10 protein-coding genes are annotated in these 11077 nt (G+C 59.9%); 3 read left to right on the top strand and 7 right to left on the bottom strand.

Annotation, left to right across the window (positions count from 1 at the left end; genetic code table 11):
* Positions 1-432: 432 nt before the first annotated feature.
* Positions 433-864, top strand: coding sequence for a hypothetical protein (locus tag M0D69_RS42185; RefSeq protein ID WP_301787721.1), 432 nt, complete (start codon positions 433-435; stop codon positions 862-864).
* Complete coding sequence (locus tag M0D69_RS42180) at positions 824-1528, top strand: hypothetical protein (protein ID WP_301787720.1); 705 nt, start codon at positions 824-826, stop codon at positions 1526-1528. The genes M0D69_RS42185 and M0D69_RS42180 overlap by 41 nt, the downstream gene beginning before the upstream one ends.
* A 1-nt stretch (position 1529) precedes the next feature.
* Here the strand turns inward: M0D69_RS42180 and M0D69_RS42175 are convergent, their stop codons facing one another.
* The 7 genes from M0D69_RS42175 to M0D69_RS42145 form a co-directional block, all read right to left on the bottom strand.
* Positions 1530-1793, bottom strand: coding sequence for a hypothetical protein (locus tag M0D69_RS42175; protein ID WP_301787719.1), 264 nt, complete (start codon positions 1791-1793; stop codon positions 1530-1532).
* Positions 1794-1800: 7 nt separating this feature from the next.
* Positions 1801-2223 carry a dihydroneopterin aldolase gene (locus tag M0D69_RS42170; protein ID WP_301787722.1) on the bottom strand — a complete coding sequence of 141 codons (423 nt, stop codon included), beginning with the start codon at positions 2221-2223 and terminating at the stop codon, positions 1801-1803.
* Positions 2224-2237: 14 nt separating this feature from the next.
* Entirely contained in the window at positions 2238-2888 is a 651-nt protein-coding gene (locus M0D69_RS42165; protein WP_301787718.1) for a sarcosine oxidase subunit gamma, read from the bottom strand.
* On the bottom strand, positions 2878-5880 hold the full coding sequence (locus tag M0D69_RS42160) for a sarcosine oxidase subunit alpha family protein (RefSeq protein ID WP_301787717.1): 3003 nt from the start codon (positions 5878-5880) through the stop codon (positions 2878-2880). Before M0D69_RS42160 ends, M0D69_RS42165 begins: the two co-directional genes overlap by 11 nt.
* Positions 5877-6179 (bottom strand): sarcosine oxidase subunit delta, encoded by a 303-nt coding sequence (locus tag M0D69_RS42155; RefSeq protein WP_301787716.1) that lies wholly within the window; start codon positions 6177-6179, stop codon positions 5877-5879. Before M0D69_RS42155 ends, M0D69_RS42160 begins: the two co-directional genes overlap by 4 nt.
* Positions 6180-6197: 18 nt before the next feature.
* The gene (locus tag M0D69_RS42150; RefSeq protein WP_301787715.1) at positions 6198-7442 is read right to left on the bottom strand and encodes a sarcosine oxidase subunit beta family protein; all 1245 of its coding nucleotides are present in this window, start codon (positions 7440-7442) and stop codon (positions 6198-6200) included.
* A gap of 64 nt (positions 7443-7506) precedes the next feature.
* Entirely contained in the window at positions 7507-8901 is a 1395-nt protein-coding gene (locus M0D69_RS42145) for an L-serine ammonia-lyase (RefSeq protein ID WP_301787714.1), read from the bottom strand.
* An 853-nt stretch (positions 8902-9754) separates the two neighbouring features.
* On the opposite strand from M0D69_RS42145, the gene M0D69_RS42140 reads away from it, so the two are divergent.
* Positions 9755-10861: a GlxA family transcriptional regulator gene (locus M0D69_RS42140; protein WP_301787713.1), complete on the top strand. Its 1107-nt coding sequence runs from the start codon at positions 9755-9757 to the stop codon at positions 10859-10861.
* Positions 10862-11077 lie beyond the last annotated feature (216 nt).

The raw sequence follows: 11077 nt of genomic DNA, 5'->3' as shown, positions 1-11077 counted from the left end.
CAACGTTTGAACTGACCTTTTGGGTGACTTCGGGGCGAGGTATTTCCGCAGCCTGTTAAGTGACAATGTGGCCACTCAAGAGACGGCTGAATCTCCCAATAGCGTCCGCTCCAATCCAGGTGCAGAACGCTATATAGAGATTTCCCGTCTTTCGCTGTATTCAACGACGAAAACTTCATTGCTTCGCGCTGAGCTTCGGCACGTTCGTCTATTCGAATCGAGAAAAATCTCATTTCGATTAGACACAGCAGAAATGCATTATCCAATAAACCCTTTATCCGATTTAATTAAATTGATCGCAATGACTTTCCAACATACAGAACGAAGAAAAAAGTGCATCACGCTGGACGCTCGCCTCGCTCTGGCGACGGGGTCTATCGCATCGTCCGGTCATGACGCCATCAGCGCACGCCGAATTGCTCCGGGGCAACCATGCTGACATTCAACGGATTACTCAACCGCCTGCTGGACGTCGTGCTGATTCTCGCCGGCGCAGCACTGGCCTACCACGTCCGCTTCGGTGGATTCGCGCAAACGGGCTCGACCGCAATCATTGCGTCGTCCGCAGCCTTTTCAGCGGCTGTCTCGCTCGCGTTGTTTCCGGCGCTTGGCGTGTATCGGGCGAAGCCCGCAAGGTCACTGAAAAGCCTTGCCGGACACATTTTGTTCGTCTGGTTCGCTACGCAGATCTGCAGCTTGCTCGTGATGTTCTCGATCCACCGCCTTGAGTCGTTGCGCGGTCATCTGGCGGATCGCTACGAATGCATCATGGTCGCCGTATCTTCCCGATCTGCTGCTGTTGGTCGAAGGCTCGTATGGAGCGATGCTGCTGGGTACTTATCTCGTCCTGCGCCGGCTGGATAAAGCAAATCAGAACGCGTCTTCCGGACTGGCAGCGTTCCCGCAACTGGCTAAGCTCGGCGGCAAGGAGCTCGTCAGCAGCTGGTATTCGAACGCGATCTTCTCGGGAGCGAAGCATGTCGATGTGATCATCGCGGCCATGCCTCTTGGACCTGCGGGTGCCGCGTTGTATCGCGGGGCGAAAAGCGTGCATAACATCGCGTTCAATCTTGGGCAGGCGTTATCGCTTGTCCTTCATTTGCGGATACATGCGTGGTTTTCAGAATCCACGAAGCGTCTTTCAGTGTTGCCGGCATTCGCGCTTGGCGCAGCAGGAATTGCCTTCCTGGGCCTCACCACGTTCTGCGCCTACAAGATAAGGCTGTTCCCCACGGCAAGTCTCGGCACACCCTCGATTCAGTGGCTATTCCTCTTGCTGATCTTCACCGGCGCTGGGCTTGTTTTTGCCTGCCGGATCACCTCCCTGGTCGTGTTCTCAATCAGAAAAAGATCATTCGTCATCCTCTCGACCATGGAGATTGCCGGCTCACTCTCGCTGCTCTCAGGTCTCTGTGTGGCGTTCGGTGTAGTGGGTGCGGCGCAGTCGGTGGCCGTGTCGTGCGGGTGCGTGCTGGTTTCATCGCTGATGGTCGTGAGGCGATCATTCAGAGTCGATACCGTGCGCTGAGTCACCCTTCAAGCCGGGCGCGCGCGGCGGTCGCTATGCGAGTGATCGTCTCTGTGCTCAATCTCGCGGCAACCTTGTGAACATACTCATGATGGCGCGGCTCGAGCGGCGCGCCAAGATATTGCGCATGCAGATATCGGATCAACGCAATTCGCCGATGGCCCAGCGCAAGGCTGCGGTCGAGCAATGCGAGCGCCGCATGGGGATCGTGTCGCTCGCACACAAGCTGGGAGAGTCCGGCGGTTTGAACGCGCGTCGACGTCATGGCCGTTTCAGCGCGCGACCGCCGTATGCAACCGGGCTGACGCACGCCATGCGTTGAAATCGGCACGATGCCAATCGAGCTCGACGCCCACGCGCCGCGTACCGTCGCGAATCTTCGGCTTGTACAACAGCAGCGTCAGCGCATCGAGCGCGGGCCATCCAGTGAACGACAGCGCCGCAATCTCCACCGCCAGCGTTTCGAGCAAGCGCGTATGCGGCTTGCTCTCAAGATAGGCCGATACTCCCGCGCACCAAACCTCGTAATCGATCAACTCGTGCGCGTTGTCCTCGGCCGGTACGCCCTGATAATGCAGGCTCGCGTCGATAGCAACCGGCTGCGGCGCCAGATGCTCCCGCGCATACAAACCGATGCGCGTGGGCACTACCAGCTCATCGACAACAATGCGCCAGCCGCGTCCGCCCGGGCTCATCGGTTCGTACGGTTTCACGACATCAGCGGCTCGGCCGCGTCGAGCATGATCTTCACGAAGTAGTCCGCGAAACTGCGACGGATCACGAGCTCGAAGTTGTCCTCGCCCGTCGGCACAATCGTCACCGATGCCTTGAAATAATGGCTCTGCGCACATTGGCCGATGCCGAACAAACGCGGATGCAGATCGAGCGGACAGCCGCGAGCGAGGACATCGCGGGTACGCGTGCCGCTGATTTCGAGCACCGTATAACCGCTGCCAATATCTACAGCAGCAGCGAACAAACCCTTGAACGCCTCACGCAGTTTCGCTTCCAGCGGCGCCGGTTGCGTTGCGGAATGCGAGGCGGTCGAGCGCACGAGCCACTCGTCGGGACCGAGCCACATCAGGTCGTAACCGTTGCCGGCCGCCGTCGTATTCGGTTTCTCGGGCGGCTTGCAGCCAATTACATTGTCTACCGCGGCAACGAACGCTGCATCGCGCAGGTCGCCACGCAGATTGACGAGTTCGAGGAACGGCCGCTCGACCAGGCGAAAAGCCTTCGACGCACTCGTCTGATGTTTTTTCAGCAAGCCATCGGCACCCACCAGCGGTGACTCCTGCCATACGCCCTGCCCGATTGCGCGATCCACGACCGTCTGATTGCTTCTGCTTTCATTCCACATGTTGACGTGCTCCTTCGCTGTCGTAGAACACCGAGCTGGTGATTTTTGCCGGCATCTGCTTGCCGCCGGCGAGCGGGATCATCACCGACTCGCCGATCTTGTCGAGACCGCCCTTGATGACGGCCATCGCGATCGAGCGCTTTAAAATAGGGCTGAAATAGCTGGATGTGACATGGCCGAGCATAGGCGCCGTGTCACCGGTGAACGGACCCGACACAATCTGCGACCCTTCCGGAATCACAAACGACGTATCTTCAGCAAGCAAGCCGACAAGCTGCTTGCGTCCGGCCTTCGCCGTATCCGAGCGGGTCAGCGAGCGCTTGCCGAGGAAGTCCTTCGACTTCGCCACCAGTCCACCCATGCCGAGGTCGTACGGCGTCATCGAACCATCGGTATCCTGGCCGACGATGATGTAACCCTTCTCGGCACGCAGCACGTGCATGGTTTCCGTGCCGTAGGGCGTGATGTCGAACTCGGCACCCGCGGCCATCAACGCTTCCCACACAGCACGCCCCACGTTCGCCGGCACGTTGACTTCATACGCGAGTTCGCCGGAGAAGCTGATCCGCATCACGCGCGATGCAGCGCCCGCCACCGTCCCTTCGCGATAGCTCATGAACGGGAACGCGGCGTTGGCGAAGTCGATATCGCGGCAGACCTTCTGCAGGACCTTGCGGCTATTCGGGCCGACCACGGCGAACGTCGCCCAGTGATCCGTCACCGATGCCAACCGTACGCGCATGTCGGGCCACTCGGTCTGCAGCCAGCGCTCGAGCCAGGTCAGCACGCGCGCCGCGCCGCCGGTGGTGGTCGTCATCATGTAGTGCTGGTCCGCGAGGCGTACGGTCACGCCGTCGTCGAAGATCATGCCGTTTTCATCGAGCATCAGGCCGTAGCGGCACTTGCCCACTTCCAGCTTGCTCCACGGGTTCGTGTAGACCCAGTTGAGCAGCTTCGCGGCATCGGGACCTTGAATGTCGATCTTGCCGAGCGTCGATGCATCGAGGATACCGACGCTCGTACGCGTCGCCAGTGACTCGCGTGCGACCGCGGTGTGCATGTCTTCACCGTTCTTCGGGTAGTACCACGGCCGCTTCCAGTTGCCGACGTCCTCGAACGCCGCACCGTTTTCCACGTGCCATTCGTGCACAGCGGTCTTGCGTACAGGGTCGAGGAACTCGCCCAGCTCGCGGCCGGCGAAGGTGCCGAACGTGACCGGCGTGTAGTTCGGACGGAACGTCGTGGTACCCGTTTCAGGGATGGTCTTGTTCAGCGCCTGAGCGAGAATCGCCATGCCGTTGATGTTGCCGAGCTTGCCCTGATCCGTGCCGAAGCCCATCGCGGTGTAACGCTTCACGTGCTCGACCGACTCGAAACCCTCACGTGCAGCGAGGAAGATATCGGCGGCGGATACGTCATTTTGGTAATCGATAAATTGCTTGGGACCGCGCGTTGCCATCTCGCGGCCACCGACCAGCCACAGCGGCATCACCGGTGCTTCGCTGATCTCGGCTACTTGCACGGGCGTCGGACGTGCGACGATCAGACCCGCGGCGCGCGCAGCGTCGACACCGGCATCTACGGCGAAACGGATCGCACGTGCCAGCGTGAATTCGCCTGCGCATGCGCCTACGCTGCTTTCGGCCTGCATCGCTTTACCCGGTACGAAGCAGAGTTTTTCGTCGTGCCAGTGCGCCTTGCCGCCTGACTGCGCGAACAAGTGGAGAATCGGGCTCCAGCCGCCGGACACAGCGAGCAGGTCACAGGACAGATCCGCTTGCTTCACACCGACCGTGTCGTTCGAATAAGCGCTGACTTCAACCGATGCCACGCGCAACTTGCCATGCGCCACGGTGATCACCGAGCCATTCAGGACCTTCACGCCATAGCGTTTCGCCTGGCCTTGCAAGGCGCCTTTGTCATCGGCGAGGCGGGGGTCGACGACCGTCACTTGCGCGCCTGCCGCCTTCAGATCCAGCGCGCATTGATAGCCGCTGTCGTTGTTCGTGAAAACCACCGCGTTGCGGCCCGGCAGCACCGCATAACGATGCAAATACGACGACACCGCCGACGCAAGCATCACGCCCGGCAGATCGTTGTTGCCGAATACGATGGGACGTTCCTGCGCGCCCGTCGCCAGAATGACCCGCTTGGCGCGTACTTTCCACAGCAGTTCCCGCGTGCCTTTGCGCATCGATACCGGCAAATGCTCGGTCAAACGCTGCGTGATGGTGATCAGGTTGTGATCCTGATAACCAAAGGCCGTGCTGCGGCACAGGATCTTTACATCGGGCATCTTGCGCAGTTCGGCTTCTATCTTCTGCGCCCATTTCAAGCCCGGGGCGCCATCGATCTCTGCTCGATACGACAGCAACGAGCCACCGAGTTCGGGTTGGTCATCGACGAGAATCACGCGTGCGCCCGACAATCCCGCCGCATGCGCTGCAGCAAGACCCGACGGCCCAGCGCCGACCACGAGCACATCGCAGTGCGCAAAGCACTTGTCGTAGCGATCCGCATCCACGTGTTCCGGCGCCTTGCCGAGGCCCGCGGCATCGCGGATCACTTCTTCGTATTTCGGCCAGAACTTGCGCGGCCACATGAAGGTCTTGTAGTAGAAGCCCGCCGGAATAAACCGCGCAATCTTCTGGTTCACCGCCATGCGATCGTTCTCGATGCTCGGCTTCGCGTTCACGCTCGTTGCCACCAATCCCTGGTACAACTCGATCTCGGTAGCGCGCGCATTCGGCACCGTATAAGCGCCGGTTTCGAGCTGAACCACTGCGTTTGGTTCAGCCACGTCTGCCGTCACAATGCCGCGCGGCCGGTGATATTTCCAGCTACGCGCAACGAAATGCACGCCGTTCGCGAGCAACGCGGACGCGAGCGTATCGCCCTGATGGCCCTGATACGTTTTACCGTTGAACGTGAACGTGAGCGAGATGGCGCGATTGATGCGCCCGCCCGTGGCGAGTCGGTCTTTCTGGCTCATTTCAATTGTCCTTCTTCTTTCGATTCCATCACGGCGAGCGGCCGGGCGAACGTGTCATAGCCTTGAAATGCGTAGCTCACGGTATCGCGTTGCGCCATGAACCAGCGGCGGCAACCCTGCGCATGCATCCATTGCTCGCGGTGCACGCCGCGCGGGTTCTTGCGCATGAACAGGTAGTCGCCCCATTCTTTGTCCGTGAGCTTTTCGGTATCCAGCGGCCGCGCGATATCGGCTTCGCCGCCGCACGAGAATTCGGTTTCGGCGCGTGGCCCGCACCAGGGGCATTCGATCAGCAACATGTCTTCTCCTAGTGCCGGTTAGTGGGCGACGGCCGCAGCGCCGTGCTCGTCGATCAGATGGCCCGTATAGAACCGGTCGATGGAAAACGGTGCGTTCAACGGATGCGGTTCATCCTTCGCGATGGTATGGGCGTATGCCCAACCAGAACCCGGCGTCGCCTTGAAGCCACCCGTCCCCCAGCCGCAGTTGAAATACAGGCCCTTCACGTCGGTCTTGCTGATGATTGGGCACGCATCCGGCGACACATCCACAATCCCGCCCCACTGACGATTCATGCGCACGCGCGAGAACACCGGGAACATCTCGACGATCGCCTCCAGCGTCCCTTCGATAATGTGAAAACTACCGCGCTGACCAAAGCCCGTGTATTGGTCGACACCCGCGCCGATCACGAGATCGCCCTTGTCGGACTGACTGATGTACGCGTGCACCGCGTTCGACATCACCACGGTGTTGACCACTGGCTTGATCGGTTCAGACACGAGCGCTTGCAACGGATGGCTTTCCAGAGGAAGGCGGATGCCGGCCATATCGGCGAGCGTGGAGGTGTTACCTGCCGCGACGACCGCGACCTTCTTGGCCTTGATGAAACCCTTGGTCGTATCCACGCCGATCACCTGGCTGCCGTTACGCCGAATCCCCGTGACCTGGCAGTTCTGCACGATATCCACGCCCGCCTGATCCGCGCCGCGTGCAAAACCCCACGCCACGGCGTCGTGACGCGCCACGCCGCCGCGACGCTGGATGGACGCACCGAGCACCGGATAGCGGCTATTCAGATTGATGGTCGGCTCGATCTGCTTGATCTGTTCGGGCGTGAGAAATTCCGCGTCGACGCCATTCAGACGGTTCGCGTTCACACGACGTTCAGTATCCCGAACGTCTTGCAGCGTATGCGCAAGGTTCATCACGCCGCGCTGGCTGAACATGACGTTGTAGTTCAGGTCTTGCGAGAGACCTTCCCACAGTTGCATCGCTTTTTCATACAGCGCTGCCGACTCGTCCCACAGATAGTTCGAACGCACAATAGTCGTATTGCGCGCCGTATTACCACCGCCGATCCAGCCCTTCTCGAGCACAGCGACGTTACGCACGCCATGTTCCTTGGCGAGGTAGTACGCCGTGGCCAGACCATGCCCGCCGCCGCCGACGATGACCACGTCGTATTCCTGCTTCGGCTCCGGGCTTTTCCACTGGCGTTCCCAGTTCTCGTGATACGACATGCCGTTGCGCAGCAGGCTGAATATCGAATAGCGGCTCATGGTGTTTCCTTACGCTTGTTAATCTTGCAAACTCGCTCGCAGACTCGCTTGCAAAGCAAAAAAATCAGCACTCGATGACGTTCACGGCCAACCCGCCGCGTGACGTCTCCTTGTATTTCGTCTTCATGTCCGCGCCGGTTTCGCGCATCGTCTTGATCACGTTGTCGAGCGACACGTAGTGCGTGCCGTCGCCTTTCATCGCCATGCGTGCAGCATTGAGCGCCTTGATCGCGCCCATTGCGTTGCGTTCAATGCACGGGATCTGCACAAGCCCGCCGACCGGATCGCAGGTCATGCCGAGGTTGTGTTCCATGCCGATCTCGGCGGCATTTTCGACTTGCGTCGGCGTGCCGCCCATGACGGCGGCGAGTGCGGCGGCAGCCATGGAACAGGCCACGCCGACTTCGCCCTGGCAGCCGACTTCCGCACCGGAAATCGACGCCGTCTCCTTGTAGATTATCCCGATCGCAGCGGCCGTCAGCAGGAACGTGACAATGCCCTCGTCGGTCGAGTTGTGCATGAACTTCACGTAGTAATGCAGGATTGCGGGGATCACGCCGGCAGCGCCGTTCGTGGGTGCCGTGACCACGCGGCCGCCCGCTGCGTTCTCCTCGTTCACGGCCATGGCGTAGAGGTTGACCCAGTCGAGCATGGAGAGCGGATCGCGCAAGGACGCTTCCGAATGCTGGCGCAATTGCGTGGAGAGATCGGCCGCGCGGCGCTTCACGTGCATCGGGCCGGGCAATTCGCCTCTTACCTTGCAGCCGCGTTCCACACATGCCGCCATGACGCGCCAGATCGCGAGCAAGCCCTCGCGCACTTCACATTCCGGACGCGATGCGCATTCGTTCGCCATCGTCACTTCGGCAATCGATAAACCCGTCTCGCGGCACACCCGCATCAGGTCATCGCCGGTGCGGAATGGGTGTGGCACTCCACCGCCCGATTGCACGCCGTTCACGCGCGTGCCCTCACTATTGATCACGAAACCGCCGCCGACCGAGTAGTACTCTTTTTCGACGACGAGCTGGCCGTTTTCATCGAAGGCCTGGAAGCGCATGCCGTTCGGGTGCACGACGCTGGACCCCGGCGCACCCGGCATCAGCTTGCGGAAAAAACCGAGATGCTCGCGCTCGTCGAATTTCACCTCGTGCTTGCCGAGCAGATTCAGCGTCTTGCACTCGCGAATCTCCCGCAGACGCGGTTCGATCGCATCCGGATCGATCGAGTCGGGGAGATTGCCTTCGAGCCCAAGCAGCACGGCTTTGTCGGTACCATGACCTTTTCCTGTCGCGCCCAGCGAGCCGAACAAATCCACCCGCACGCGGCGCACGAATGCAAGCAGGTTTGCGTCTTCAATATGCGAGGCGAAGCGGCACGCTGCGATCATCGGGCCGACCGTATGTGAACTCGACGGACCGATGCCGATCTTGAACAGATCGAAAACGCTGACGTTCATGGAATGCCTTGTCGGTGGACTGCATAAGATTTCACTAGGTAGCCATTGCACCGCACGCCAATTTCCGCCGATAGAATAAAAACGGCATGCACGTGGGATGGCGGCGTCAGCACGACAAGGCGCGTTGGCGGCGAGGCGCATTAGCGACGATTAGCGGCGGAAACTGGCAAGTGGTCCGGCGCATGGAATGGTGATGGCACGTCACGCGTGGGACCGAACCGCGAATCGGGTATTAAGCAGAGGCGGGAATTGACACAACGGCGCGACGCCGCGGTACTTCGCAAAGTGCGCGAATTTTGGATGTCGGCGGCTATACAACACTTTCGCAACACTTTCGACGCGGGTCTAACTTACCCATTCCAAATTGAAGAAACGCTGCGATACACTCTGCCGGCATTTTAAAGTGCGCCCGAAACAACTCGCCATCAAACTCTCGCTCATCAGGTTCGTCCCATGAATAATGTTCTGAAGAAAGTCCTTGCGGTCCTTATCATCGCTGCGGTTGCTGCACCGGCCGTGTCGTTTGCAAAACCGCATCATCATCACTACACGAAAGCCAAGCACGTCAAACACGTCGCTCATTAAGCTGGTTTCAAGGCTTTTAGCATGCCAGCATTTTTAATGCTTTAAGGAATTGCCGGGCGGCCAGTCGGCTATGAGAAACGGCTTGCCCTGAATGGGGCAAGCCGTTTTCCGTTCTGACCCGCATACAAGATTTAAATCCAAATAGACATGACTGCCGCGTGAATCCCGTATTTCAAATCGCTTAATGGCAGTGATATGCTGACTAGTTACCGGGCCGTCCGCCCATCACCACTGCCCCGATTTAAGGCTGTACATCAACGGCAAGCGCATGAATCCCGCTGACCTTCTTCCCGCTCAATCGCCCGACACGGCGTCCAAACAGCGCATTCGGTTTGGCATTGTGTTGTTGCCGAATTTCACGCTGACGGCGTTTTCCGGCTTCGTCGATCTGTTGCGCCTGTCTGCCGACGAAGGCGATTTCAGCAAGCCGGTGCGGTGCTCGTGGAGCGTGATTGGGGAAACGCTTGCGCCGGTGCGCGCGAGTTGCGGCATCCAGATCACGCCGTGGGAAACCTTCGAGAAAGCTGAGCCCTTCGACTACGTGGTGGTCGTTGGCGGTTTGCTGCATTCCGGCGCGGGTGCGAGTGACGCCACGCTGCAATTCATCCGCCGCGCCGCGACGACGGACGCCACGCTGGTCGGCATTTGCACAGGCGTGTTTTCCTTGATGCGTGCGGGCGTGCTGGACGGTTATCGCATCTGTGTGAGCTGGTTCCACTACTGGGATTTCGTCGAGCGTTTTCCTGGAGTGAATGAAGAGATGCTGGTGGCGGACCGGTTGTTCGTGATGGATCACCGGCGCATTACGTGTTCGGGCGGACGCGCATCGATCGACGTTGCGGCGGCAATTCTGTTGCGCCATTTCGAAGCCGCCACGGTGCAAAAAGCATTGCGTATCTTGCTGGTGGACGACATGCAGAAGGGCAACGCGCCGCAGCCGCATCCGCCGGGGCTGGCGCCGGCGACGCACCCAAAGGTGAAGCGTGCAATTTTGCTGATGGAGCAGCATGTGGGGCGGTCGCTGACGCTTGACGAACTTGCGCACAAGCTGGACCTGTCGACACGGCAATTGGAGCGTTTGTTCAAGGCCGAGACCGGCAAGGCGCCGCAAGCCTACGCGAAGCAGGTCAGGTTGCGTACGGCCGCGTGGTTGCTGACGAGTTCGGACAAGACGGTGGCTGACATTGCGTCGAGTTGTGGATTCTCGGACGCGTCGCACCTGGGGCGTGAGTTCAGGAAGCAGTTCGGGCTTCCGCCGATGATGTACCGCGAGCAGCGTGGCACCGCAACGCCGGACGATGCAGCGAGCGTTGCGACGCTCGACCTTGCCGCGGATTTCGACGAGACTTTTCCGGGGCGCGCGCGGGCGATTTAGAGCGGGGCGTTGGCACTGGGGTATGGGTGGTGGTTGGACGGGGTTTTCGTTCGCACTCGGGCGGGGTCTATGCCGGGGTGGTGCTTTCGGCGTTAGTGGTCGGGGTCGATGCCGGGTTGCTGCTGCTTAGGCACGCGGTCGTTATATGTTTGGATGTTTTCTTTATCACTATTAGCCACTGTGCGTGGCGGCACCCTCTTTCTTTTTCCAACACAA

This window comes from Caballeronia sp. SEWSISQ10-4 2, assembly GCF_030464885.1.
Classification (GTDB): domain Bacteria; phylum Pseudomonadota; class Gammaproteobacteria; order Burkholderiales; family Burkholderiaceae; genus Caballeronia.
This window is presented reverse-complemented; position numbering and strand designations above follow the sequence as displayed.

Bases quoted from the DNA above. Each gene is read 5' to 3' on its own strand.
- M0D69_RS42165 (WP_301787718.1), bottom strand. From the start codon at position 2,888: ATGTGGAATGAAAGCAGAAGCAATCAGACGGTCGTGGATCGCGCAATC.
- M0D69_RS42185 (WP_301787721.1), top strand. From the start codon at position 433: ATGCTGACATTCAACGGATTACTCAACCGCCTGCTGGACGTCGTGCTG.
- M0D69_RS42150 (WP_301787715.1), bottom strand. From the start codon at position 7,442: ATGAGCCGCTATTCGATATTCAGCCTGCTGCGCAACGGCATGTCGTAT.
- M0D69_RS42180 (WP_301787720.1), top strand. From the start codon at position 824: ATGCTGCTGGGTACTTATCTCGTCCTGCGCCGGCTGGATAAAGCAAAT.
- M0D69_RS42140 (WP_301787713.1), top strand. From the start codon at position 9,755: ATGAATCCCGCTGACCTTCTTCCCGCTCAATCGCCCGACACGGCGTCC.
- M0D69_RS42170 (WP_301787722.1), bottom strand. From the start codon at position 2,223: ATGAGCCCGGGCGGACGCGGCTGGCGCATTGTTGTCGATGAGCTGGTA.
- M0D69_RS42145 (WP_301787714.1), bottom strand. From the start codon at position 8,901: ATGAACGTCAGCGTTTTCGATCTGTTCAAGATCGGCATCGGTCCGTCG.
- M0D69_RS42160 (WP_301787717.1), bottom strand. From the start codon at position 5,880: ATGAGCCAGAAAGACCGACTCGCCACGGGCGGGCGCATCAATCGCGCC.
- M0D69_RS42175 (WP_301787719.1), bottom strand. From the start codon at position 1,793: ATGACGTCGACGCGCGTTCAAACCGCCGGACTCTCCCAGCTTGTGTGC.
- M0D69_RS42155 (WP_301787716.1), bottom strand. From the start codon at position 6,179: ATGTTGCTGATCGAATGCCCCTGGTGCGGGCCACGCGCCGAAACCGAA.